The organism is Synechococcus sp. A18-25c (genome assembly GCF_014280035.1).
Taxonomy (GTDB): Bacteria; Cyanobacteriota; Cyanobacteriia; order PCC-6307; family Cyanobiaceae; genus Synechococcus_C.
This window is the reverse complement of record NZ_CP047957.1, coordinates 493628-515790: the sequence shown is the minus strand read 5'-3', so window position 1 is coordinate 515790 and position 22163 is coordinate 493628. Positions and strand designations below refer to the sequence as shown.

Annotated in this window: 30 protein-coding genes and 2 tRNA genes; 24 read left to right on the top strand and 8 right to left on the bottom strand. The window is 57.6% G+C overall.

Features of this window, described 5'->3' with window-relative positions:
* Positions 1-9 precede the first annotated feature (9 nt).
* From ctpZ to SynA1825c_RS02620, 7 genes are all read left to right on the top strand, one after another.
* Complete coding sequence (ctpZ, locus tag SynA1825c_RS02650) at positions 10-1311, top strand: carboxyl-terminal processing protease CtpZ (protein ID WP_186470972.1); 1302 nt, start codon at positions 10-12, stop codon at positions 1309-1311.
* Positions 1312-2559 carry an HD domain-containing protein gene (locus SynA1825c_RS02645; RefSeq protein WP_186470165.1) on the top strand — a complete coding sequence of 416 codons (1248 nt, stop codon included), beginning with the start codon at positions 1312-1314 and terminating at the stop codon, positions 2557-2559.
* 28 nt (positions 2560-2587) lie between these two features.
* Positions 2588-3289 (top strand): septum site-determining protein MinC, encoded by a 702-nt coding sequence (gene minC, locus SynA1825c_RS02640; RefSeq protein WP_186470164.1) that lies wholly within the window; start codon positions 2588-2590, stop codon positions 3287-3289.
* Positions 3290-3322: 33 nt separating this feature from the next.
* On the top strand, positions 3323-4138 hold the full coding sequence (gene minD / locus SynA1825c_RS02635) for a septum site-determining protein MinD (RefSeq protein WP_186470163.1): 816 nt from the start codon (positions 3323-3325) through the stop codon (positions 4136-4138).
* 5 nt (positions 4139-4143) lie between these two features.
* Positions 4144-4422 (top strand): cell division topological specificity factor MinE, encoded by a 279-nt coding sequence (minE, locus tag SynA1825c_RS02630; RefSeq protein ID WP_186470162.1) that lies wholly within the window; start codon positions 4144-4146, stop codon positions 4420-4422.
* 78 nt (positions 4423-4500) lie between these two features.
* Positions 4501-4743 (top strand): response regulator transcription factor, encoded by a 243-nt coding sequence (locus SynA1825c_RS02625; protein WP_186470161.1) that lies wholly within the window; start codon positions 4501-4503, stop codon positions 4741-4743.
* Positions 4734-4805, top strand: a tRNA-Thr gene (locus SynA1825c_RS02620). Before SynA1825c_RS02625 ends, SynA1825c_RS02620 begins: the two co-directional genes overlap by 10 nt.
* 24 nt (positions 4806-4829) lie before the next feature.
* On the opposite strand, the gene SynA1825c_RS02615 is transcribed toward SynA1825c_RS02620, so the two are convergent.
* From SynA1825c_RS02615 to SynA1825c_RS02595, 5 genes are all read right to left on the bottom strand, one after another.
* On the bottom strand, positions 4830-5003 hold the full coding sequence (locus SynA1825c_RS02615) for a hypothetical protein (RefSeq protein WP_186470160.1): 174 nt from the start codon (positions 5001-5003) through the stop codon (positions 4830-4832).
* Positions 4991-5608: an L-threonylcarbamoyladenylate synthase gene (locus SynA1825c_RS02610; RefSeq protein ID WP_186470159.1), complete on the bottom strand. Its 618-nt coding sequence runs from the start codon at positions 5606-5608 to the stop codon at positions 4991-4993. The genes SynA1825c_RS02615 and SynA1825c_RS02610 overlap by 13 nt, the downstream gene beginning before the upstream one ends.
* Positions 5598-6527, bottom strand: coding sequence for a peptide chain release factor N(5)-glutamine methyltransferase (prmC, locus tag SynA1825c_RS02605; RefSeq protein ID WP_186470158.1), 930 nt, complete (start codon positions 6525-6527; stop codon positions 5598-5600). Before prmC ends, SynA1825c_RS02610 begins: the two co-directional genes overlap by 11 nt.
* A gap of 9 nt (positions 6528-6536) precedes the next feature.
* Positions 6537-7592 carry a DNA-processing protein DprA gene (locus tag SynA1825c_RS02600; protein ID WP_186470157.1) on the bottom strand — a complete coding sequence of 352 codons (1056 nt, stop codon included), beginning with the start codon at positions 7590-7592 and terminating at the stop codon, positions 6537-6539.
* 81 nt (positions 7593-7673) lie between these two features.
* Positions 7674-8120 carry a thioesterase family protein gene (locus SynA1825c_RS02595; protein ID WP_186470156.1) on the bottom strand — a complete coding sequence of 149 codons (447 nt, stop codon included), beginning with the start codon at positions 8118-8120 and terminating at the stop codon, positions 7674-7676.
* 54 nt (positions 8121-8174) lie between these two features.
* Between SynA1825c_RS02595 and SynA1825c_RS02590 the strand changes: the two genes are divergently transcribed.
* On the top strand, positions 8175-9023 hold the full coding sequence (locus SynA1825c_RS02590) for a universal stress protein (RefSeq protein WP_186470155.1): 849 nt from the start codon (positions 8175-8177) through the stop codon (positions 9021-9023).
* Positions 9024-9086: 63 nt separating this feature from the next.
* On the opposite strand, the gene psbM is transcribed toward SynA1825c_RS02590, so the two are convergent.
* The gene (gene psbM / locus SynA1825c_RS02585) at positions 9087-9191 is read right to left on the bottom strand and encodes a photosystem II reaction center protein PsbM (RefSeq protein ID WP_006042119.1); all 105 of its coding nucleotides are present in this window, start codon (positions 9189-9191) and stop codon (positions 9087-9089) included.
* Positions 9192-9249: 58 nt separating this feature from the next.
* Complete coding sequence (locus tag SynA1825c_RS02580) at positions 9250-9741, bottom strand: 2Fe-2S iron-sulfur cluster-binding protein (RefSeq protein WP_186470154.1); 492 nt, start codon at positions 9739-9741, stop codon at positions 9250-9252.
* Positions 9742-10003: 262 nt separating this feature from the next.
* Between SynA1825c_RS02580 and psbB the strand changes: the two genes are divergently transcribed.
* From psbB to SynA1825c_RS02525, 12 genes are all read left to right on the top strand, one after another.
* Complete coding sequence (psbB, locus tag SynA1825c_RS02575; protein ID WP_186470153.1) at positions 10004-11563, top strand: photosystem II chlorophyll-binding protein CP47; 1560 nt, start codon at positions 10004-10006, stop codon at positions 11561-11563.
* Positions 11564-11584: 21 nt separating this feature from the next.
* The gene (locus tag SynA1825c_RS02570) at positions 11585-11680 is read left to right on the top strand and encodes a photosystem II reaction center protein T (protein ID WP_006042122.1); all 96 of its coding nucleotides are present in this window, start codon (positions 11585-11587) and stop codon (positions 11678-11680) included.
* A 120-nt stretch (positions 11681-11800) separates the two neighbouring features.
* On the top strand, positions 11801-12277 hold the full coding sequence (gene nrdR / locus SynA1825c_RS02565; protein WP_186470152.1) for a transcriptional regulator NrdR: 477 nt from the start codon (positions 11801-11803) through the stop codon (positions 12275-12277).
* 101 nt (positions 12278-12378) lie between these two features.
* Entirely contained in the window at positions 12379-13482 is a 1104-nt protein-coding gene (locus SynA1825c_RS02560; RefSeq protein ID WP_186470151.1) for a 30S ribosomal protein S1, read from the top strand.
* Between the two features lie 13 nt (positions 13483-13495).
* A complete protein-coding gene (locus SynA1825c_RS02555) occupies positions 13496-14290 on the top strand; it encodes an HAD family hydrolase (RefSeq protein ID WP_186470971.1) in 795 nt (264 codons plus the stop codon).
* Positions 14291-14329: 39 nt separating this feature from the next.
* Positions 14330-15556: a methionine adenosyltransferase gene (gene metK, locus SynA1825c_RS02550; RefSeq protein ID WP_186470150.1), complete on the top strand. Its 1227-nt coding sequence runs from the start codon at positions 14330-14332 to the stop codon at positions 15554-15556.
* Positions 15557-15563: 7 nt separating this feature from the next.
* Positions 15564-16850, top strand: a complete 1287-nt coding sequence (locus SynA1825c_RS02545; protein WP_186470149.1) for an FGGY-family carbohydrate kinase — start codon at positions 15564-15566, stop codon at positions 16848-16850.
* Positions 16837-16968: a hypothetical protein gene (locus SynA1825c_RS13585; protein ID WP_255477157.1), complete on the top strand. Its 132-nt coding sequence runs from the start codon at positions 16837-16839 to the stop codon at positions 16966-16968. The genes SynA1825c_RS02545 and SynA1825c_RS13585 overlap by 14 nt, the downstream gene beginning before the upstream one ends.
* A gap of 29 nt (positions 16969-16997) precedes the next feature.
* Entirely contained in the window at positions 16998-17285 is a 288-nt protein-coding gene (locus SynA1825c_RS02540; RefSeq protein ID WP_186470148.1) for a DUF2470 domain-containing protein, read from the top strand.
* 241 nt (positions 17286-17526) lie between these two features.
* Positions 17527-17973, top strand: coding sequence for a ComF family protein (locus SynA1825c_RS02535; protein WP_255477034.1), 447 nt, complete (start codon positions 17527-17529; stop codon positions 17971-17973).
* A gap of 30 nt (positions 17974-18003) precedes the next feature.
* Positions 18004-18076 (top strand) — tRNA-Phe (locus tag SynA1825c_RS02530).
* A 17-nt stretch (positions 18077-18093) separates the two neighbouring features.
* Positions 18094-18333 carry a hypothetical protein gene (locus SynA1825c_RS02525; protein ID WP_186470147.1) on the top strand — a complete coding sequence of 80 codons (240 nt, stop codon included), beginning with the start codon at positions 18094-18096 and terminating at the stop codon, positions 18331-18333.
* Positions 18334-18356: 23 nt separating this feature from the next.
* Here the strand turns inward: SynA1825c_RS02525 and SynA1825c_RS02520 are convergent, their stop codons facing one another.
* Positions 18357-18827, bottom strand: coding sequence for a hypothetical protein (locus SynA1825c_RS02520; protein ID WP_186470146.1), 471 nt, complete (start codon positions 18825-18827; stop codon positions 18357-18359).
* Positions 18828-18972: 145 nt separating this feature from the next.
* Here SynA1825c_RS02520 and SynA1825c_RS02515 point away from each other — a divergent pair, with 145 nt between their 5' ends.
* From SynA1825c_RS02515 to SynA1825c_RS02500, 4 genes are all read left to right on the top strand, one after another.
* The gene (locus tag SynA1825c_RS02515; protein ID WP_186470145.1) at positions 18973-19416 is read left to right on the top strand and encodes a hypothetical protein; all 444 of its coding nucleotides are present in this window, start codon (positions 18973-18975) and stop codon (positions 19414-19416) included.
* Entirely contained in the window at positions 19413-20051 is a 639-nt protein-coding gene (locus tag SynA1825c_RS02510; RefSeq protein WP_186470144.1) for a phycobilisome polypeptide, read from the top strand. Before SynA1825c_RS02515 ends, SynA1825c_RS02510 begins: the two co-directional genes overlap by 4 nt.
* 12 nt (positions 20052-20063) lie before the next feature.
* Positions 20064-20780, top strand: coding sequence for a phycobilisome rod-core linker polypeptide (locus tag SynA1825c_RS02505; protein WP_186470143.1), 717 nt, complete (start codon positions 20064-20066; stop codon positions 20778-20780).
* 356 nt (positions 20781-21136) lie between these two features.
* Complete coding sequence (locus SynA1825c_RS02500; RefSeq protein WP_186470142.1) at positions 21137-22036, top strand: phycobilisome rod-core linker polypeptide; 900 nt, start codon at positions 21137-21139, stop codon at positions 22034-22036.
* Positions 22037-22163 lie beyond the last annotated feature (127 nt).

Genomic DNA, 22163 nt, shown 5'->3' with positions numbered 1-22163 from the left:
ATGAAGCCAATGTTGCCGACTGTTAACGGGTGGTCAGATCGCCTGCGGCGTCTGGCCTCTGGAGCAATGGTGATCACACTGATCCTGCTGTTGGCTGGCACTCCCGCGTTAGCGCTGAACGATGCACAGCAATTGGTGGTGGAAAGCTGGCGTCTGGTGAACCAGGGATACCTAGACCCTGGCCAGTTCGATCGGATCCGCTGGAAACGCCTCCGCCAAAAGGCTCTTGAGAACACGATTGAAACAAGTGAGCAGGCTTACAGCGCCATCGAAACGATGCTGTCGCCGCTCGACGATCCGTATACGCGGCTCCTTCGGCCTGACGACTACGCCGTGATGAAAGCCAGCAATGAAGGGAGTCTCAGTGGCGTCGGCCTTCAACTAGGACATCGGCAAGACAGCAACGCCATTGTGGTCATTGCTCCGTTGGAGGGTTCTCCTGCTGCTGAGGCTGACGTGATCAGTGGCACAGAAGTGCTGGCGGTTAACGGTGAATCAGTCGAGACGCTTGGCCTGGAGACAACGGCTGCCCGTCTACGGGGATCGGTCGGAACTCAGGTGGTCCTCACACTTCTTCCACCGCAGGGAGACCCAGAGGAACTGACCCTGGAGCGCCGCAACATTGATTTGCGTCCTGTGCGAACCCGGCGCCTTCGCAGTGATGCACACACACTCGGATACATCCGCATCACGCAATTCAGTGACAGCGTGCCCGATCAGGTGCGTGAAGCGATTGAGGATCTTTCTGATAAAGACGTCGAAGGCCTGGTCCTTGATTTGCGCAATAACTCAGGCGGATTGGTGAGTGCTGGTCTGGCAGTTGCCGATGCCTTCCTGGATCAGCAACCGATCGTGGAGACCCGCAACCGAGACGGGATTGCCGATCCGATTCAGGCAGGGCCCGAGGTTCTCTATTCAGGACCAATGGTGACCCTTGTGAATGGCGGGACGGCAAGCGCCAGTGAAATCCTTGCCGGTGCACTCCAGGACGATGAGCGTTCTCTTCTTCTTGGCAGCAACACCTTTGGGAAAGGACTGATCCAGACACTCACCAATCTCAGTGATGGGAGTGGCCTGGCGGTGACTGTGGCCGGCTACGTAACTCCAAGCGGTCGCGACATCCAGGGGCAAGGCATCACACCGGACAAAATTCTCGATGGGCCTGAGCCACTCAACCCAGGAGGGGAAGGCGATCGCTGGCTACGCGATGCAGAGCGCACGCTGCAGTTGCTGATCGACCAGGAGGCCAGTCAGGTAGCAGAGGAATCACCTGCCCCCACGCTCGATCACATGGACGAGGAACAGAGCTGAATGCCCTCGAGGACTTATCACGATCCTCTGCACCATGGGATCAGCCTGGACAGTGATGAGCCAGCGGAGGCCATGGTGCTTGCCCTGGTTGATTCAGCCCCGTTTCAGAGGCTTCGCCGCATCCGTCAGCTCGGACCAGCTTTCCTCACATTCCACGGCGCAGAATCCAGCCGGTTCACACACTCAATCGGGGTATTCGCCATTGCACGCCGCGCCATGAGCCGGCTGAGCGAACTCGACCCCTCGCTCGAATCCGAAAAGGGCGTGCTTTACGCAGCCGCATTACTACACGATGTCGGCCATGCCCCCCTCAGCCACACAGGCGAGGAGATGTTCGGCACGCACCACGAGCAATGGTCCGCCCGGATCATCCGCGACCATCCTCAGATCAGAACGCCGCTGGAGTGTTTCGCAACAGGAACAGCAGAAGCCGTGGGAGACCTGCTGGAGCATGGTCGCTCTAGCCGCGGTGTGATCAAGGCGCTTGTGAGCAGCCAGTTGGATTGCGACCGACTCGACTATTTGCTGCGCGACAGCTACAGCACCGGTGCCCGCTATGGCCAACTCGATCTTGAACGGATTCTCGCTGCCATCACCCTGGCCCCCGACGGGGAAATGGCGATTCATCCCAAAGGCCTCATGGCCGTTGAGCACTACCTCGTGGTGCGCAACCTGATGTACAGGAGTGTCTACAACCACCGCCTGAACGTGGTCTGCAACTGGTTACTGGAGCAGCTGATCTGTCAGGCCCGACGTCTGGGGCCTGATCGCGTCTGGGCCGACAACACGATGCGGCATTGGTTATGGGATGCCTCAGAACTGGATCTTGATTACTACCTCGCCAATGACGACATCCGCACTGGCTATCACTTGCAGCGCTGGAGAGACGAGGCACCCGAGCCGCTCGCAGAGCTCTGCGACCGTTTTCTCAGTCGCCGTCTGTTTAAGGCCCTTGACGTGAGTCAGTTGTCTTCATCCTCCCAACTGGAACTCTTAGCCATGGCGCAAACCAGTGCTGACCGCGCAGGATTGGACCCGGAACTCTGCTGCGGGCTCCGTCACCATCAGATTCATGGCTACCACCCTTATCGCGGCGGTCTGCGGCTCTGGGATGGGTTCAATCTGCAAGCTCTCGAACAGTGCTCACCACTCGTGAACAGCCTGGCGACACCGGCGGCCACAGCCTGGTTGATTCACCCCAGCGAAATTACTGAAGAACTGCGAGAAGCCCTTACCAAGACGCACTAGGCACAGCGGATCGATCTAGCGTTCGCCCATGAACGTCGATTCCATTCCACAGCCGAGTTTGCGTTTGCAGCTTCCACCGTTCCAGACCAACCCCTGGCGACAGTGGCTCCCTGCCCAGCTCGCATTATTGCCAGCTGGGCCCATCGACCTCGATACCTGCGATTGGACGCTGACCTGCAGGGACTTTGCATCGATCCTTGAGGTTTTCGAATCCAGCGGCCACGTACTGCAGCAAGTCACGAGTCATTGCCAGCAGACCCTGATCAGTGCAGCAGCACTGGGATTGAAATCAAGACAATCTCTTGAGAGCGCCGATCAGTGCGACGCACCGGTGAATCAAGACGATGCACCGAATCAAAATTTGAGCATTCATCAGGGGACGCTCCGATCAGGGGATCACCTGGAAGCCCGTGGACATCTGCTGATTGTGGGTGATGTGAATCCCGGCGGATCCGTTTCAGCGGACGGCGATGTGTACATCTGGGGACGACTGCGCGGACGTGCTCATGCCGGTCGGAGCGGCGATCAATCCGCACGGATCGTGGCGCTTCAGCTCAGGCCCCTGCAGCTGCGAATTGCCGATTTCGTCGCCAGGGGGCCGGAGGACACACCTCAAGAAGGATTGGCCGAACAAGCCTGCGTTAGTGATGGGGCCATCTTGATCGAAGCAGCCAAAGCTCCTTTTACAGCGTTGCAGCGATCACGAATGCAGAAAGACGAGAAGGGTTAATGCCACTAATGTGGCTCGACCAACCGGGACCCCGTGACCAATTCGCGAACGATCCTGATCTGCTCGGGAAAAGGGGGTGTCGGCAAGACCACCCTCACCGCCAATCTGGGCATTGCCCTGGCCAGACAAGGAGCCAGCACTGTTGTTCTGGACGCCGACTTCGGCCTGAGAAACCTTGATCTCCTTCTCGGCCTGGAAAATCGGATCGTCTTCACCGCTCAGGAGGTGCTGGCTGAGACCTGCCGCCTCGATCAAGCGCTGGTGAAGCACAAGCAGGAGCCGAACCTTGCCTTGCTGCCAGCAGGTAACCCACGCATGCTCGAGTGGTTGAAGCCCGAAGACATGCAAACCATTGCGGGCCTGCTCTCTGAACGCTTCGACTACGTTCTGATCGATTGCCCAGCAGGAATCGAGGACGGGTTCAAAAACGCTGTCGCCGCGGCTAAGGAAGCCATCGTGATCACAACTCCCGAAGTGTCAGCCGTGCGAGACGCCGATCGAGTGATTGGCTTGCTCAATACCCATGGCGTTTCTCCAGTGCAGCTCGTGCTCAATCGCGTGAGGCCCAAGATGATGGCCAGTCAGGAGATGCTGGCGGTAGACGACGTCACCGACATCCTGGCTTTGCCTTTGCTGGGCCTAGTCCTGGAAGACGAACAGGTGATTGTCAGCACCAACCGCGGTGAACCATTGACTCTGAATGGAAGCGGTTCACCAGCCGCCAAAGCGTACGGAAACATCGCCCAACGTCTTCAAGGTGAAGACATCCCACTCATGGATCCAGCCCGAGACGGGCGTCGTGGATTCCGCGCCAAGGTGCGCCGTTTGATCCAAACCAAGATTTTCTGACCGTTATGAACTTGCGCGACCTCATCGACAAAATTCTGCGTCGTCAGCCAGCCAGTGCCACAACGGCGCGAGAGCGTCTCCAGTTGGTCCTGGCTCATGACCGCAGTGACCTGAGCCCGGAACAATTAGATCAGATGCGACGGGAGATCTTCGAAGTGGTGGCGAAGTATGTCGACATCGACCTGGAGGAGGGCGATGTGAGTCTTGAAACCGAAGATCGCGTCACGGCCCTGGTGGCAAACCTGCCAATCCGGCGAACACTGGCGACAAGCACACCTGAGTAATCGTGGTCCCCTCTTCATCAAGGTCACTTCTCGATCAAGTCTCTCCGGGGGAATGCTTGCAACAGTCACTCCCAGAGCATGGCCAATTTCAATCTCACGCCAGCAGAAGTCGCGGTTCTCAACTTGTTGCTCCAGGGCATGAGCAACCGTTCTATCGCTGCAGCTCGCCTGGTCAGCATTCGGACGGTAGAGAGTCACATCAGCCGCGCGCTTGACAAATCCGGCTGCCAATCCCGGTTGCAACTCACGCTCTGGTGGATGCAACAGAGACAGTCCTTGGAGGAGATGTGCACCGGTAAAGTTCCCCCATTGCCGGCTTAGCTCAGTGGTAGAGCAGCGCTTTTGTAAAGCGAAGGCCGTCGGTTCAAATCCGTCAGCCGGCTTTTTGATCCCATCCACCCCTGTCTTCAGGAGGGATGATCCGCGTCTTTGCCGCCGGACAGCAGCCACAGCCCAATGCCAGCCAAAACCCAGGGCATGAACTTGAGCTCAAACCACGGCGTCACCGCTTGGATCACAGGCTCCAGCATCCAATGGAAGGCGGCTTGAAGCACAAGCACAAGGCCGATCAGCCAGAGCATAAATGGGATCCGTTGATCTCATTGGCCATCACAGCGCCTTGACGCAGCAAATGCCACCTCCCAGGGGACATCCAAGCGATCACAGTGCTGGCGAGACCAGAAGGCGTTGGCCAGGGGAGAGGCCCTAGAAGAGGTAAGGACGGGAAAGCGACGGAGGCTTCCAGTTCGTTCTGACTAGCTGGCACCCCTGATCGATTGGCGCTCGTCGTGGCAAGGGGACCCGAGGCTCGCAACAGTTCGCGGGTCGTTGGGCAGTCAGGAATTCGCAAGCCCAGCGAGTTCATCCCTGGATTGAGCCGGGCGTAACGCCCACCCTCAACCGGCAGAACCAGGGTGAGCGCGCCGGGCCAGTAGCGCTGCGCCAATGGTTCTGCGTCCAAACGCACCTCATCGGTGGTGAGGCTGAGAAGCGCGTCGGCATCAGCCGCCATCAAGATCAACGGTTTGTCCTGCGGACGTTGTTTGAGGGTCCAAACCTGAGCCGCATGGTCAGGTGCGGCAGCGAGAGCCGGCAGCGTGTCGGTGGGCACCAAAGCAGCTCCACCTTGGCGCAGATGGAGCGCCATCTCTTGAACCTGCATCCATGGCAATGCGTCAGTGGTCATGCAGGGGGGGCAACGAAGAGGAAGATCCGGGCGCTCGACAGGCCATGGCGAAGCGCTTCACTCCGCCAAGATCACAGCGGGCCTCCGCAGCAACCAGTCCAGAAGACTCCATCAACTGAAGCACCTGTTCACTTTGATCATGGTGATGCTCGAGGAGCAGCCACCCTCCTGGAGCAAGCACTTGGGGAGCAAGCTCCACGATCTCCCGACAGGCATCAAGACCATCTGCGCCGCCGCAGAGCGCCAGTTGAGGCTCATGGTCTCGAACCACAGGCTCAAGCGCATCAACCACGCTGGTGGGAATGTAAGGAGGGTTAGAAACCACAAGGTCGAAATGCCCCCACCAAGGCCGAAGCGGAGTCCACCAATGGCCCAGATGCAACTGGCATCCACCTTCTGGTGCCAATCGCCGGAGATTGATCTGGGCCAGCTCCAGGGCCGCCGGGCTGAGATCAACAGCATGTCCGTGCCATCCCGTCAGCGCACGGGCTAGAGCGATAGCCATCGCACCGCTTCCTGTTCCCAGATCAGCCCAGCGTGCATCCCGACGATGAGGTGCGAAGGCAGGGTCTTGGAGGCGTTCCAGTGCCAAGTCGATGAGGAGCTCCGTCTCCTGTCGTGGAATCAAGGCAGCGGAACTGATCACAAGGTCCAGATCACGCCAGGGGCAACGGCCGACGAGGTGCTGCAGAGGAACATGGTCATCCAGATGTTGCCTCCAGAGGTGTTCAAGAGCTTCCATAGAACAAGCCAACGACACCGTTAACTCCGGACGCAGTCGCAATTTTTGAAGCTCGGCCCAACTCAGCTCGCCCCGCAGATCCAGGAGCCAGTCGAGATCAACAGCGCGGCCTCCAAGGGCAAGCTGGCCTCGACGCCAAGCCAGCAGCTCATCACCGGAACAGGCGTGGGAGACCATTGCATCAACCTAGAGCCGTCTCCAGCACAGTCCTGGCTGAGCCAAGACCAAACCATCCAGCTCCAGTCTGAGCAACTCCGCGGCCACAGCCTGTGAATCCAGCTTCAACGCCTGGACCATCTGCTCCAGGGTTGAGCCGGCATCGACAAGTTGGAGCAGTTGCTTTTGAAGACCGCCAATCGACGGAGATCTTTCAGATGTCGTTCCCTGTGCGACCCGCGGAGAGCACAACGCGTCCGCTGGACCAGGACCCAATGCATCAAGCAAATCGTTTGGATCCAACAGCGCATGCGCTCCGGAACGAAGCAGTGCATTGCTGCCGCACGCTGAATCGCGCAGCGCATCTCCAGGCACCACCCAAACAGGCACGCCCAAACGTTGAGCCATGGCCGCGGACAGAAGCGCACCGCTGCTTTTGGGGCACTCCACAACGACAACAGCGCGTGTCAACGCAACGAGCAAACGGTTGCGCAACGCAAAACTGGACCGGTGAACCCTGGTTTCGCGGCGGAGCTCGGTGACCAGCATTCCCGACTGACTCACGGCCTGTTGAAGAGCACGATGTTCGGGCGGATACACACGATGCAAAGGCGTACCGAGAACCGCGACAGGACGACCACCATTACGCAAGCAACCCCGATGGGCAGCGGCATCAATCCCCTCTGCCAGACCACTGACCACCGGCCAACCGGCACTAGCCAAGGATCCACCAATGCGTTCAGCCATTCGTAGGCCATGGGCCGAGGGACGTCGGGTGCCAACCACAGCGACAGACTGCTGGGAGGCGAGCCAGGGCAGCAAACACGCATCGCCTTCCCATTGAAGAGTCAGCGGCGGCCGCTCTAAATCATTCAACAACGGTGGCCATAGGGAATCACAGGGCAACAACACCTGAGCCGGCACCTCAGATGGCTGGGTGTCACCACACGACGACCGGTAGGAATCAACGCTGGCCAGCACCGATTCAGACCAAGCAAATTCCTGTCGGAAGCGCTCCAACGGCCAACGCCAAAGCTCTTGCCACCCCCCGGGGAGCACCGCCGCAACCGCAGCGAGCTGGCGCATCCGCACTGAACCGATCTGGGGACATGCCGACCACAACCACCACCAAGAACGCAAGAGCAAGACCAAAGCAGTACAAATAAACTACTCCTCATAGGTCTGAGGGCCCAGCCGTAAAGCTGCAAAGGCCTGAGCCACGGACTCAGGGGGACGCCGCAACACCTGCCGGGAATCCACCCGCAGCAACACAAGATCCACCTGAGCCTCTGCGATACAAACCCCATGGCGCAAAAAATGCGTTCTCCACGGCCAGCGGACCCCTTGCTGCGGCTCGGATTGACTCGCCAGAACAACTCGGTCACCGAGCCTTAACGCGTCTCGGTAACGAATTTGCAGATTGACCACCGGCATCTCCAATCCTGCTGCCGTCATCTGCGCGTAGGGGAGCCCTGCCGAAGCCAGGGCCTCAACTCTCGCCTCCTCAAGCCATCCCACGTAGGCGCCATGCCACATCACGCCACCGTGGTCGGTGTGCTGAGGATGCACCTGCTTGGTCAAACACCAGGCGGCCGTAACGCTCTCATTCACCATGTCTGCGAGACGTTGTAATCGGCCATAGGCTGCTGCACGGGCTGAGATTTCGCCGTGTTCAAGAACCTTCTGATCGCCGATTCCGGCAAAGGCCAGGTCGGAGAAATGATCAACATGCTGCGCGACTTACCGGCCTTCAAGGCCGCTCGCGTGAACCTCCTTCACGTGGTGACCGAACAAAGCAAGAACGAGTCCGAGGAGCATTGGTCGGAAGCCGGGAACCTGTTGTCCTCATCCGTTCAAAAGCTTGGTCTCAATCCGGAGGAGGTCAACTCAATCATCCGACACGGCGACGCCAAGCAGACTGTTCTGAAGGTTGCCGACGAACTCAACGTCGACCTGATCGTGATGGGCTCAAGGGGCCTCGGGCGCCTGCAATCGATCCTGTCGAACAGCGCAAGCCAGTACGTCTTTCAACTCTCGACACGACCGATGCTTTTGGTGCGTGACGACTTGTACGTGAGGCACATCAATCGCCTCATGGTCACGATTGATGGAACAGGGGTTGGTGACGACGCCTTGAAGCTGGCTTGCGAAATGGTGCGGGACATTCCCGGCGGCCAACTCACCGGAGTGCATGTGGCAAGGCAGGAACCAACGCCTTCACGCGGAGCTTCCACAGGCAGTGACAGCTATCTCGACAAAGCCATTCAACGGGCGCGGACATTCGGGGTGGAACTGAAACCTCTCCACGTCACCGACCCAGACATCGGCAGAGGAGTTTGCCGTGCCGCGGAAGAGATCAATGCCGATCTCGTGGTTTTGGCATCCCAAGACCGACGCCCGCTCGTCGCCAGAGGCCTAGTGGACCTCGACAAACTGCTGGGTGGCTCTGTGAGCGATTACATCAGAGTTCACGCTCCCGCCCCTGTTCTCCTGGTGAGGGAACCGGAGCAGGGCTGACTGACATCCTGCCCTCCAACCTGCCGAGAGTTGAACTCCCGATCGTTCAACAGCCGCAAGGGCTCAACCTTCTCGGCTGTTGGTCTGAATAAAAAGAATGATCAGGAAGACGGTCGGCACCAGAACAAACAGCAGGCTGGCTACGAAGCCGAGATCGTTGGTTTCCATGAACGTGAAAGAACCTGCTGGAACGTATCACCGTCCGGAAAGCTTTGACGTGAACCGATCAGCGCTCGTCACCGGGCGTAGCAGGCGGAGCTGTCTCCTCTGAATCCATCTCGGCTTCGGCAGAGCCCTCCACGTCAGTTTCATCGTCCTCATCAGCCCCGACAGGACGCGGCCACTCAACAGGCCCAGTGGGCAGTGGCGCCTGCAAAGCAGCCGCGACACGCCTCTGCTGATCTGCCATCGAGGTTTGAGGTTTGGTCACCACAACCACCGATTGCTCGACCAAGGCTTGACAAGCCAGACGCCAGCCTTCCGGCCGTCGCTTGAGTTTGACGCCCTCAACGGCTGTTCTCCGACTCAGTGCTTGTTCGGAGGACTCACCTTCAACCTTCACGAAGCAGGTGATGCACTGACCGCAGCCACCACAGTTACCAAGCTGACCTTTCAGCCCATAGAGCTGAATTCCCTCGCGAAGCGCAACCTCACGCAAGTTTTCACCGGGATAGCACTCCACATCTCGACCTTCGCGAACGAAACGGATAACGGGCACGAGACCTCCGAAACAACAGGCGCTGTGACACGCCGAAACGCAACCACTTTGTCCCGAGAGGTTGCGTTTTGTAACCCCCCTGGACTCGGCGTGGAACGTCAGCTCCGATGCCAGGACACGCGCGGGGCCCAGAACTTCGATCCCCGAAAAACGGAGACCCAGACATTGCGGCTCGCGACAGCAGGACGCGTGTGCCGGAGCGAACGGCCTACGATCCCCGGGTCTGGCTGCATTGGCAGCTCCGTTCCCCCGAACCTGACCCATGGGATTGCCCTGGTATCGGGTGCACACGGTCGTCATCAACGACCCCGGCCGATTGTTGGCCGTGCACCTCATGCACACAGCCCTCGTTGCCGGCTGGGCCGGCTCGATGGCTCTTTATGAACTCGCCATCTTCGACCCTTCCGATCCAGTCCTGAACCCCATGTGGCGTCAGGGCATGTTCGTGATGCCCTTCATGGCCCGCCTGGGCGTGACGGACAGCTGGGGTGGCTGGAGCATCACCGGGGCCACCGGTGTTGATCCAGGCTTCTGGAGCTTCGAAGGTGTTGCTGCTGCGCACATCGTTTTCAGTGGTTTGCTGATGCTTGCGGCCATCTGGCACTGGACCTACTGGGATCTCGAGATCTGGCAGGATCCGCGCACCGGAGAGCCTGCCCTGGATCTCCCCAAAATCTTCGGCATCCACCTTCTGCTTGCAGGCCTCGGTTGCTTCGGCTTTGGTGCCTTCCACCTCACTGGTGTGTTTGGCCCGGGTATGTGGATCTCGGATCCTTACGGGATCACAGGTCATCTCGAACCCGTTCAACCTTCCTGGGGACCTGAAGGCTTTAACCCCTTCAATCCGGGCGGGATCGTGGCTCACCACATCGCCGCTGGAATTGTTGGCATTATTGCTGGCATTTTCCACATCACCACGCGACCACCGGAGCGTCTCTACAAGGCTCTCCGCATGGGCAACATCGAAACTGTGCTAGCGAGCGCAATTGCTGCCGTGTTTTTCGCGGCCTTCATCGTTGCCGGCACGATGTGGTACGGCGCGGCTGCAACCCCAATCGAACTCTTCGGCCCGACTCGCTATCAGTGGGACCAGAGCTACTTCAAGACTGAAATCAATCGTCGCGTTCAAACTGCGATGGATCAAGGTGCAACGGCCTCCGAGGCCTATGCATCGATTCCCGAAAAGCTGGCTTTCTATGACTACGTCGGCAACAGTCCTGCCAAAGGCGGTCTCTTCCGTGTTGGTCCCATGGTGAACGGGGATGGCCTTCCCACCGGATGGCTGGGTCACATCTCCTTTACTGATAAAGAAGGTCGCGATCTTCAAGTACGCCGTCTGCCCAACTTCTTCGAGAACTTCCCTGTGATTCTCGAAGACAGCGATGGTGTGGTTCGTGGTGACATCCCTTTCCGTCGTGCTGAAGCGAAGTACTCCTTCGAACAGCAAGGCATTACTGCCACTGTTTACGGCGGTGCCCTGGATGGCCAAACCTTCACAGATCCAGCCGAGGTGAAGCGCCTGGCTCGCAAAGCCCAGCTTGGCGAAGCCTTCGAGTTTGACCGCGAGACTTACAACTCGGACGGTACTTTCCGCAGTTCACCCCGCGGCTGGTTCACCTTCGGTCACGCCACTTTCGCACTGCTCTTCTTCTTCGGTCACATCTGGCACGGTGCTCGCACCCTCTACCGCGACGTGTTCGCAGGTATCGATCCCGATCTCGGCGAACAAGTCGAATTTGGTCTCTTCCAGAAACTGGGAGACCGCTCGACGCGTCGTCTGCCCGAAGGCTTCGTGCCCCCGGCAGGTTCCCCTCTCAGCTAATCGCCCTACAGGAGATAATCGATGGAAAGCTTCGCTTACATCCTCATCCTCACCCTTGCGATTGCCACTCTGTTTTTCGCGATCGCCTTCCGCGATCCCCCGAAGATCGGCAAGTAATCCTTCTGGCCCCGCCTTCCGGCGGGGCTTTTTTTTATGTCAAAAGGCATGATTTCAAACGCAAGCGGTCATGGGTGGACGCAACACGTACAATTCATTCAGTAACGCGAATTTGCGGGCATGCAGTGCCCTTCCTGCCAAAACACCGATAGCCGGGTGCTCGAATCAAGAGCCGCCGATGGTGGACGAAGTGTGCGACGCAGGAGGGAATGTCTCAATTGCGAATTTCGCTTCACCACCTACGAACGGGTTGAAACAGTGCCCATCACGGTGATCAAACGCAACGGCCACCGCGAAACATTCAGTCGCAGCAAACTTCTGCACGGCCTGAGTCGGGCCTGCGAAAAAACCGGGATTGCACCTGAACGCTTAGAAACCATCGTTGAAGAGCTTGAACTCAGCCTCCAACAGCGCAGTGGTCGTGAAGTGTCCAGCAGCGATATCGGCGAACTGGTGCTGGATCAACTCAAAATGATCAGCGAGGTCGCCTACATCCGCTTCGCATCGGTTTATCGCCAGTTCAGCGGAGTCAGTGATTTCGTGGCGACTCTGGAGGGAATCAGTGCATCGAAGACGGAGCTGACAGCCGCAATCTGAGTTTGGCCACCACCCTGTAAAATGCGAGATTGCTCGATTCAGGTCGGCGGGCCTGGATTGGTTTCTTTCGCTCTGTCTCTCGGACAGACCGCCATCGTTCCATGACTGTCACGCCCACAGATCCCTCTAAGGACTCTGCCGTGGACTCCGCTGAAGCCGTCGCATCCGCGTCTGACGCAGTGGTTGAAGGCGCAGCTCAGGCTGACTTCGGCACGGATGAAGACCTCAGTATTCCTGATGACATCCCGACTGCTGACGACCCCAGCAGCAGAGCTGCCAGCCGGGACATGGATAGCGCTGGTTTCACGCTCGACGAGTTCGCAGCACTGCTCAGTAAGTACGACTACAACTTCAAGCCTGGCGACATCGTCAACGGCACAGTCTTCGCGCTCGAGTCGAAAGGCGCAATGATCGATATCGGGGCCAAAACAGCAGCCTTCATGCCTCTTCAAGAGGTCTCGATCAATCGTGTTGAAGGCCTGAGCGATGTGCTCCAGCCCGGAGAAATCCGGGAGTTCTTCATCATGAGTGAAGAGAACGAAGACGGTCAACTCTCGCTCTCCATTCGTCGGATCGAATATCAACGCGCCTGGGAACGCGTGCGTCAGCTTCAAAAAGAAGACGCCACGATCTACTCCGAAGTGTTTGCCACCAACCGAGGTGGTGCTCTGGTTCGGGTAGAGGGTCTGCGTGGATTCATCCCCGGATCACACATCAGCACCCGCAAACCCAAGGAAGAACTCGTTGCTGACTTCCTCCCTCTGAAGTTCCTAGAGGTGGATGAGGAGCGCAACCGCCTTGTGCTCAGTCACCGCCGTGCGCTTGTCGAGCGGAAGATGAATCGCCTGGAAGTCGGTGAGGTTGTTGTTGGTACCGTCCGCGGCATCAAGCCTTACGGCGCCTTCATCGACATCGGCGGAGTCAGCGGTCTGCTGCACATCTCTGAGATCAGTCACGAGCACATTGAGACACCCCACTCGGTGCTCAATGTGAATGATCAGATGAAGGTGATGATCATTGACCTCGATGCTGAGCGTGGTCGGATCTCCCTCTCCACCAAAGCACTGGAACCGGAGCCCGGTGACATGCTCACTGATCCCCAGAAGGTGTTCGACAAAGCCGAGGAGATGGCCGCCCGCTACAAGCAGATGCTGCTTGAGCAGGCTGAAGAGGGCGAAGAGCCCCTTGGCTCCATGATGATCTGAGGTGTCTGAGCCTGTGGCTCATCTCCAACTCAGAGGCCGTTCACTCGGCCCAGTGCAAGGGGTGCTGTTCGATAAGGACGGCACCCTTTCCCATAGCGAGCCTCGCCTGATTGCTCTTGCAGACGCTCGGATCACTGAAGCCCTGGAACGCTTCCAGGCGATGGGTGCGTCCCAGAGCGAGCGCAGCGAACTGCACGACCTGCTGGCCAGAACCTATGGCCGCTGTCAGTCCGGAGTCACCCCCGAAGGAACTCTGGCTGTGGCCTCTCGGCAGCACAACCTGCTCAGCACCGCGACCGTTTTCTGTCAGATGCAGCTGGGCTGGCCACGCGCCCTTGTGTTGGCCGATGAGATTTTCGATGCGGTGGACCACCGCCACCAAACCACGAGCTCCGCAGTGGACTCCCCTGCGCTCCTCCCAGGTGCTGCAGAGGTCCTGAGAGAACTCCACGCAGCAGGCGTGGTGTGCGCCTTAATCAGCAATGACACCAAAGCCGGGATTCAAGGCTTCATCGATGCGCATCAACTCGATGACTGCATTGCCGATGTGTGGAGTGCCGACCACCTCCCCACCAAACCTCACGTTGGAGCCGTGCACGGACTGTGCGCCAAGCTGAATCTGAGGGCATCAGATTGCGCCCTGATTGGCGATGCCGATACGGATCTGCTCATGGCAAGACAAGCCGGAATCGGCATCACCCTGGGTTACGTGGCTGGCTGGCACCAGTCTCCTGAGCTCACGGAACATGAGCAGCTGATTCACGACTGGAGTGAACTCACCATCAAGGGGCGGTCCAACAAGTCCTGAGGCACCGACGCCTTACAGTCCGGGCGATTACCGAAGGTCATGAGTCGATACGTCTTCACCTCCGAGTCTGTGACGGAGGGGCATCCCGACAAGATCTGCGATCAAGTCAGTGATGCCGTGCTCGATGCCCTTCTGGCCCAGGATCCCTCCAGCCGCGTTGCCTGCGAAACGGTGGTGAATACCGGCTTGTGCATGATCACCGGTGAGGTGACCTCCAAAGCCCAGGTCGACTTCATCCACCTGGTCCGCAACGTGATCCAAGACATCGGCTATAGCGGAGCCCGGGCGGGTGGATTTGATGCCAACAGCTGTGCTGTTTTGGTTGCTCTCGATCAGCAGTCCCCAGACATCGCGCAGGGGGTGAACGAGGCCGATGACCATGCCGGTGATCCTCTTGATCTCGTTGGTGCTGGTGATCAGGGAATCATGTTCGGCTATGCGTGCAATGAAACACCTGAGCTGATGCCCCTGCCCATCAGCCTGGCCCACCGCTTGTCGCGGCGCCTTGCGGAAGTGCGCCACAACGGCACCCTCGACTACCTGCTGCCTGATGGCAAAACCCAGGTGAGCGTTGTTTATGAAAACAACAAGCCCGTGGCGATCGACACCATCCTGATCTCAACGCAACACACTGAAGAAGTCGCAGGCATCAGCGACGAGCAAGGGATCCGCGAGCGCATCACCGAAGACCTCTGGACCCATGTCGTGGAACCGGCCACAGCGGATCTCGCCCTAAAACCAAACCGGGAAGCGACCAAATATCTGGTGAATCCCACCGGCAAATTCGTGGTGGGCGGACCGCAAGGAGACGCCGGACTCACCGGCCGCAAGATCATTGTCGACACCTATGGCGGTTATGCCCGCCACGGTGGTGGTGCTTTCTCCGGAAAGGATCCCACCAAAGTGGACCGCTCTGCAGCTTATGCAGCGCGTTATGTCGCCAAGTGCCTCGTGGCGGCGGGACTGGCTGAACGCGCGGAAGTGCAGCTCAGCTACGCCATTGGTGTGGCAAAGCCCGTGTCGATTCTGGTGGAATCCTTCGGGACCAGTGCGCTGGCCAACGGTGCACTGACTGAATTGGTGCAGCAACACTTTGATCTGCGCCCTGGAGCCATCATCGAATCCTTCGATCTCCGGCACCTGCCCCAGAAACGTGGTGGGCGTTTCTACCAAAACACCGCGGCCTACGGGCACTTTGGCCGCAACGATTTGAAGGCACCCTGGGAAGACGTGGATGCCAAAGCAGTGGAACTGCGCAACGCCTGACATCAGCATGGGCGGCCCTCTGGTGCTCGGCATTGATCTGGGCACCAGTGGCGTGCGTGTCGCCGTTTTGAATGCACAACGGGAACTGCTGTTCAGCGAAGCGGTCGGTTACCGCAGAGGCCTGGAATATCCCGAAGACTGGGTCGCCGGATGCAGCCAACTGATCCAAGCCATTCCCAACGCTGACCGAATGCGGTTGGAGGCGATGGCCGTCGATGGCACATCGGGCACGCTTGTGGCCTGCAGCCATGACGGCCAACCCCTCGGCAACGCCTTGCCCTACCACTTGGCGTGCCCTGAACACCTCTCCACGCTTACCGCATTGGTTCCAACAGGAGGGCCTGCGGCCAGCGCGAGCGGCAGCTTGGCGCGTGCGTTGCGCTTGATTCAGCAGTATTCGCAACCGCTGCTGCTACGCCACCAGGCCGACTGGATCAGCGGCTGGTTCATGCAGAACTGGCGCTACGGAGAAGAAGGCAACAACCTTCGCCTCGGCTGGTGCTTGAGCGAGAACCAGTGGCCAGAAGCCTTCCAACATCAGTCCTGGAAGGGGGCCCTGCCGGACATCCGTCCCAGCGGAACAATGCTGGGCACCATCGCGCCTGAGCTGGCCAGACAGCTGGGCTTGCCTGAGCAGCTTCAGGTGATCGCGGGGACCACTGATGCCAATGCAGCGGTGTTGACGGCAGATGCCGCTGACGACGAAGGCATCACCGTTTTAGGGAGCACGCTGGTTCTCAAACGCTTCACGGATTGCCCCCTCGACAGTGGAGCTGGCACCTCCACCCATCGTGTCGGTGGCCGTTGGCTGGCGGGAGGTGCATCGAACAGCGGCGGTGCTGTCTTGCTTCAGTGCTTTCCAGGCATCGATCTGGCAGAGCTCAGCCGTCAGATTGATCCTGATCAAGACAGTGGATGGGACTTGCGTCCCCTGATCGGTCGAGGGGAGCGCTTTCCTGTAGACGCGCCCGAAATGGAAGCGGTGCTGACGCCTCGTCCGGTCAGTGATTCCCTCTACCTTCACGCCCTGCTCGAAGGACTGAGCCGGATTGAATGCCAGGGGTGGGCCAAACTGACCCAATTGGGGGCCCCAGCACCGAAACGCCTGGTCACCCTCGGCGGCGGAGCCCGCAATCCGCAATGGCGACGGATCAGGGAGCGCTTTCTGCAGATGCCGATCCGCAGTTGTGCGTCGCCCCCAGCCGCTGGCGTTGCACGGCTGGCGTTGCATGCTCTGCAACAGAGGAGTGAAGAATCCATGGTTTCCGAGGGAGAATCGCATGCGCCTTCATGAGCCCTTGCCGAACCGACTTCGCGACGCACTCTCCATCGGGCTGTTCATCGTGCTGGCTGGATACGTGGGATTCAGCGGTTTCCGCCTGGCCCTTCTGCTCTGGCAGCGTTTCAGCTGACCTGTTCCTCTCCACCCCAATTTTTTCCCATGGCCGCCGATCCCCTCACTCCCGCAGTCAGCGAACGCATCTGCCGTCACATGAACGACGACCACAGTGATGCCGTGCTGCGTTATGCCCGTCACTACGGCGGTTTCACGGATGCCACAGCCGCCAAAATGACGGAAGTGACTGCTGAGGCCATGATCTTGAACGTGAATGATCAGCCGGTCAGCATCCGCTTCGATCACACTCTCACTGACAGCGAAGACGCCCATCGCACAATGGTCGCCATGCTTCGTGCCATGCCTGCCGCGACGGAAAGCGGGGAATCCTGACGGCAACCCCTGTTGCCATGACGTGCTGATCTCCCTTCAACGCTGCTTGAGCGACTTGCTCATTCAGCCCGTTTGCTGGCATTGCCAGACGCCCGAGCTGTCCGCCCCTGATCGGGAAGGCCTCTGCCAGACATGCCGGCACAGGCTCAGACTGAAAGAATCTGGGCTGCGGGGGGCAGAGCCACTGTCCTGGCATGCTGCCGGCTGGTATGAGGCTGAGCTCAGACAGATAATTCTGCGCTTGCGCATCACACCAGATCCTGCTGTTTTGCACGGTTTATGCAAGGGGCTGCGTCATGCGCTGTGCACACGCGCGCTCTTGATTCCCATCCCTGGGTGGAAAGCGGAAGCCCGTGCCAATCCTCTTCCACGGTTGCTGTGCCGCAGCCTCCAGAGACCGAGCATCCCCGTGCTCAAACGATGTCGCCCCACCGTGGGCCAACACCACCTCAACCGCAGGCAGCGATTGCTGAATCAACAGGGCAGCTTTCGAGTGCTGGAGGACCGCCTCCCAGCGATAGGGCAGGGGGAAACTCTCATCTCGAACGCTGCGCAGGTGTGGCTCGTGGATGACATCGTCACGAGCGGGGCGACTGTGATGGCCGCCCGTGATGCTCTGCAAACATCAGGGATCGTCATCCATGGAGTGATCTGTCTGGCGCGAACACGCCTCGCCGTCACGCCGTGATTTAAGATTTGAGGGTGGTTCAGACCACGAGCCGGGATAGCTCAGTTGGTAGAGCAGGCGACTGAAAATCGCCGTGTCCCCAGTTCAAATCTGGGTCCTGGCATTTCGCTGAATCGCTCCTTGATCCCCGTCCCGATCAACGACGATCGCCAGTTCAACAACGCCGATGGTTTTGCCATGGTGTTCGATCCAGCCTGGCAACGCTGCCTCAAGGCAGGTGAACTTGACGACCAATCACTAGAAGAGCGGATCGAAACCGTGCTGAAACACCTCAGTGAGCACCCCTTTGTGCAATCCGAGCCCACACAGGCTCGACAGGTGGCCCATTTCCGGGTGCGTCTTCTGGATCTGAATAGCTGAATTGGGAGAACCGAGAGGGTCGCTCAGGCGCTCAGCAGATCAATCTGATCCTCGTGACTCTCCTGGCTCACAACCTCCTGCTGCTCGTCGAGGTGACTGATCTGGGGATCATCCACGTACACCGTCTCGGTGAGATCAGCGTCGAGCTCGTCCTCCGACTCCATCAGGTCGTTCTCAACCGAGTCGTTGTTTTGAACGACAGCTAACACCGCGGGCTCATCAACGGCCTGGAGAGCGGTGACAACCTCAGCCGGCATGTCTTCCAGAAGGCCCTGGAGATGCTTCAGGCGATCACTGCTTTCGACCAACAATTGCTGGGAGTCAGCATCGTGTTCGGCGTGCTCAGGCGCAGCATCAAGAGAAGTCTCGATCTGCGCAAAGCGCTCTTCCAATGCCAGCAAGCGCAGCGTCAGCGATTCAGCAATGCCACTGACCGCATGCAGCTGACGACTGAGCTGCTGAACCATCGCGGAACTGGAGTCAGCTGCGGCCATGGGGAAAGCGCCGTGTCGGCCTGATGGTATCGATCGTCCAGAACTTGTCCAGCGACGTCGTTTTCACCCATTTGTGGCAACACCTTTAGAGGCGTGAGATGTCTCCAAACAACACCGATACAGTTGGTTTGGCCTGAGTCGAGCGATGAACGAATCACCACAGGCGAGCCTCAGGTCCTTGATGGAGAATCTCGGGGAAGAGAACGAGCAGCTGCACACCATCGATCAGCACGTTCTCCGGCTGAACCTGAAACCCGATGATCTGAAGCTCTGGCAGGACACCTACGCCGCCATGCCGCAGCCAGGAAACATCCTCTTGGCCTGCGAAAGCGACAGCTGCGCCCTTGAGTCGACGCGACTGACCTGGGTGGTGGGAGCTGCCATTCGATCCGCCGACGTCGAATCGGCACTGGATGCAGGAGCGCTGTTGCAGCACCTGGGCATCAGCTCCACCCTTGCGGAGGCCATGCCAAAGCACTGCCCAGGCGTGGGTGGAGACATCGTCTGGGCGTTCTACCTCGAACGCCACGGCTGGCTGACCGCTTGCCCGGTGTTGCCCAACATTCCCTTGGGATCGGCGCAGCAATGAACGCTGCAAGTGCAGATCAGATCAGAGCTTTGGCACAACGGGCCAAGGTCTGCGGCCTCGACGAGGACCCCACCATCCCTATCAATCTGCGCCAGGTGATTGCCACAGCGAACCGCGATCAACGTCTGCTCACCGCTGAGGAACTGCAGCACTGCTGTCAGTGGTCAGGGGTGGACTGCGCTCCGTTGGTCAGCCTTCAAGACCTCGTCCCTGAGCTCGTGAACCAGTCACGATGGGAACTGCTCAGCGACGAGCCCGACCTGGTGAAACCTGGCGGCAAGCTCCACCCCCAAGAGCGAGCAGATGCCTGCTGGCGAGATTGCTTTCACTTCCTACGCGTGAGCTTGTATGGCATCGCGCTAAAGCGCACGGAAATCACCGATCGGGAAGGCATGGTTGCTCTAGCAGAGCTCTACAGCCTGCTTGATGTGCCGGTACCGGCACTCCTGCGAGCCCTCGCCCACCTCCGTCAACACTCCATGCAAGCCTACGCAGATCTCTGCTCAGCAGGCCAAGCGAAGGCGCTAGGGGAAACCGTTAACCACATCAGCAACACGATTCGACACGTGATGAAGAGACACGAAGACAATCTCTCTGACGAGACAAAAAGGCCGAGACTTTTTGGCATCAACTAAGCATTTCTACCGATGGCACTTCAGCTGCTGGAGTACCCGTTGACAAGCCAGAACCAACGCGTCGGTGACCTAGGAGGCCTGAGCTCACAGCCGAAGAAGGCGGCATTCCCAAGTCAAGAAGACCGAAACATCCAAATTGAAGATGCTTACAGGCAAGTGTTTTTCCATGCCATGAAATGCGACAGGGATATCAACCTAGAATCGCAATTTCGCAACGGCAGCATTACGGCGCGGGATTTCATTCGAGGATTACTACTGTCTCGGCGGTTTCAAGAAGGGTATGTAAACTGTAATACAAACTATCGACTCGTTGACCAAGTGATTGGAAGAGTGCTTGGACGACAAACACATGGCCAAAGTGAAAGAATCAGCTGGTCAATTCGCATCGCGGAAAAAGGCTTTAACACTTTTGTTGACGAGATCTTAAACAGCGATGAGTACATGCAATCGTTTGGGTACGACGAAATACCATCTCAAAGAACAAGAGTTATCCCAGGCAAACCAACTGGAGAACAACCGATATACCAACAATTACCGCGATACGACGCTGATTGGCGAGACATGCAATGGGAAACGAAAATCCAGACGAACAACACACTCGATACACCCAAATTGCAAAAAACGCCAGAATGGGCTCTAAGAGCCTGGCTAGCCTTCATAACAGTCGGAGGCATAGAGGTAACGAGAATTACATTAACTCTTATTGCAGAGATATACACCACCCGGTAACCAAAACCTCAACAGACAAGGAGAAAAAAGAAACAGGTCAAACCAACCAAAGAACACGGAATAAAAACAAAGTCGCACAAAAAAATCAAAACGATAAAAAACCATTAACGCAGAGCACGAGCAATAGCAAAGCTCTTCGGAAGGACGAAACCCCTTAAAAATCAGAACGCGGGCACGGTCACCAAACTTAACAAACAGCACATCCAACCAAGACTGCCCCAATCGGCAAGACCTAACTAAAAACAATCAGAGAGAGGCAAAACGCACGAAACATTTTGTTGCGAGCGACGAACAAGGGGGAACTTATACCGAGCAAGGCACTTAAAATTATGCAGCGATATTGAAAGCACTACGCCATGGTCGTAATCAAGCCGACACGGGATTTCACCAGTGAAGACCGAGTGTCCTATACGGCCAGCAACGCTGCGAAGCCCCGCCAAAACACAGCAATCAATCGTTATCGACAAGAGATTTCTAGCGGTTCTTTAATTCCACGAAACGGAAAAGCCGCGAAAACAAATCAGCAATTCAAAGAGAATCATTGCAATGCAATGGGACTTGGCATTGGCCCACGATTGCATTCAGAATGCCCATATAGCAGCATTGCAGATGAATACGCAAGCACAGGTCAAGCAGCTCTCCAGGTTGCAGTTGAAGGTGCTTACAGGCAAGTTTTCGGAAATCTGCGACCCAGTAATTCGCAACGATGCATTGAACTTGAATCAAAGTTAAGCAGCGGAGAAATCACGGTAAGAGATTTTGTGAATGGCTTGGCAAAATCAGACCTATACAAAGAAAAATATTATTCAAAAGTGTCTCCCATTCGCGGCATAGAACTAAACCTCAAGCATCTTCTCGGAAGACCACCTCGCAACCAAGCAGAAGTCAGCAAATACATTGCACTAATCGCTGAACAAGGATTTGATGCCTTGGTTGACAGCGTCACACATTCTGGGGAATACCTTGAAGTTTTTGGAACAGACACTGTTCCCTACCTCAGAGCATGGAATTCAGAAGCTGGTTCTTATTGCTCGACATTTGTCAACCTTGGCAAAGTCACCACAGGAAATGCTGCATCGGACACGATCATCGAAGGCCGTAGCCAACTCGTCATGGAATTTGCTGCTGCACGGAATCTCAGTTCAGCGAAAGGAGGAGACGTCAGCGGATTCAAGTATTCTTCAGCAGTAACAGACCCGAAATCCAGAGCATTTCAATCGATGTATCAACCCAAAACAACAAAAACATGGCGCTGAAACATCAATACGCAACTCGGGTGAACTTATAACGATTATTCGCCATTTAAATAGCACAAACCTGTTGACTCCTTCTCCGAGGTCAACAGGTTTTTTGCATGTATAAATTGACAGAACAAATATAGGG

What these genes read in the sequence shown, in the direction of transcription:
- SynA1825c_RS02610 (WP_186470159.1), bottom strand. Translation starts at nt 5,608, where the DNA reads ATGACCACTGACGCATTGCCATGGATGCAGGTTCAAGAGATGGCGCTC.
- SynA1825c_RS02520 (WP_186470146.1), bottom strand. Translation starts at nt 18,827, where the DNA reads ATGGCCGCAGCTGACTCCAGTTCCGCGATGGTTCAGCAGCTCAGTCGT.
- SynA1825c_RS02570 (WP_006042122.1), top strand. Translation starts at nt 11,585, where the DNA reads ATGGAAAGCTTCGCTTACATCCTCATCCTCACCCTTGCGATTGCCACT.
- SynA1825c_RS02515 (WP_186470145.1), top strand. Translation starts at nt 18,973, where the DNA reads ATGAACGAATCACCACAGGCGAGCCTCAGGTCCTTGATGGAGAATCTC.
- minC (WP_186470164.1), top strand. Translation starts at nt 2,588, where the DNA reads ATGAACGTCGATTCCATTCCACAGCCGAGTTTGCGTTTGCAGCTTCCA.
- metK (WP_186470150.1), top strand. Translation starts at nt 14,330, where the DNA reads ATGAGTCGATACGTCTTCACCTCCGAGTCTGTGACGGAGGGGCATCCC.
- SynA1825c_RS02500 (WP_186470142.1), top strand. Translation starts at nt 21,137, where the DNA reads ATGGTCGTAATCAAGCCGACACGGGATTTCACCAGTGAAGACCGAGTG.
- nrdR (WP_186470152.1), top strand. Translation starts at nt 11,801, where the DNA reads ATGCAGTGCCCTTCCTGCCAAAACACCGATAGCCGGGTGCTCGAATCA.
- SynA1825c_RS02615 (WP_186470160.1), bottom strand. Translation starts at nt 5,003, where the DNA reads ATGCTCTGGCTGATCGGCCTTGTGCTTGTGCTTCAAGCCGCCTTCCAT.
- ctpZ (WP_186470972.1), top strand. Translation starts at nt 10, where the DNA reads ATGTTGCCGACTGTTAACGGGTGGTCAGATCGCCTGCGGCGTCTGGCC.
- SynA1825c_RS13585 (WP_255477157.1), top strand. Translation starts at nt 16,837, where the DNA reads ATGCGCCTTCATGAGCCCTTGCCGAACCGACTTCGCGACGCACTCTCC.
- psbB (WP_186470153.1), top strand. Translation starts at nt 10,004, where the DNA reads ATGGGATTGCCCTGGTATCGGGTGCACACGGTCGTCATCAACGACCCC.
- psbM (WP_006042119.1), bottom strand. Translation starts at nt 9,191, where the DNA reads ATGGAAACCAACGATCTCGGCTTCGTAGCCAGCCTGCTGTTTGTTCTG.
- SynA1825c_RS02545 (WP_186470149.1), top strand. Translation starts at nt 15,564, where the DNA reads ATGGGCGGCCCTCTGGTGCTCGGCATTGATCTGGGCACCAGTGGCGTG.
- prmC (WP_186470158.1), bottom strand. Translation starts at nt 6,527, where the DNA reads ATGGTCTCCCACGCCTGTTCCGGTGATGAGCTGCTGGCTTGGCGTCGA.
- minE (WP_186470162.1), top strand. Translation starts at nt 4,144, where the DNA reads ATGAACTTGCGCGACCTCATCGACAAAATTCTGCGTCGTCAGCCAGCC.
- SynA1825c_RS02560 (WP_186470151.1), top strand. Translation starts at nt 12,379, where the DNA reads ATGACTGTCACGCCCACAGATCCCTCTAAGGACTCTGCCGTGGACTCC.
- SynA1825c_RS02505 (WP_186470143.1), top strand. Translation starts at nt 20,064, where the DNA reads ATGGCACTTCAGCTGCTGGAGTACCCGTTGACAAGCCAGAACCAACGC.
- SynA1825c_RS02510 (WP_186470144.1), top strand. Translation starts at nt 19,413, where the DNA reads ATGAACGCTGCAAGTGCAGATCAGATCAGAGCTTTGGCACAACGGGCC.
- SynA1825c_RS02625 (WP_186470161.1), top strand. Translation starts at nt 4,501, where the DNA reads ATGGCCAATTTCAATCTCACGCCAGCAGAAGTCGCGGTTCTCAACTTG.
- SynA1825c_RS02645 (WP_186470165.1), top strand. Translation starts at nt 1,312, where the DNA reads ATGCCCTCGAGGACTTATCACGATCCTCTGCACCATGGGATCAGCCTG.
- SynA1825c_RS02600 (WP_186470157.1), bottom strand. Translation starts at nt 7,592, where the DNA reads ATGCGCCAGCTCGCTGCGGTTGCGGCGGTGCTCCCCGGGGGGTGGCAA.
- SynA1825c_RS02540 (WP_186470148.1), top strand. Translation starts at nt 16,998, where the DNA reads ATGGCCGCCGATCCCCTCACTCCCGCAGTCAGCGAACGCATCTGCCGT.
- SynA1825c_RS02595 (WP_186470156.1), bottom strand. Translation starts at nt 8,120, where the DNA reads ATGGTGAATGAGAGCGTTACGGCCGCCTGGTGTTTGACCAAGCAGGTG.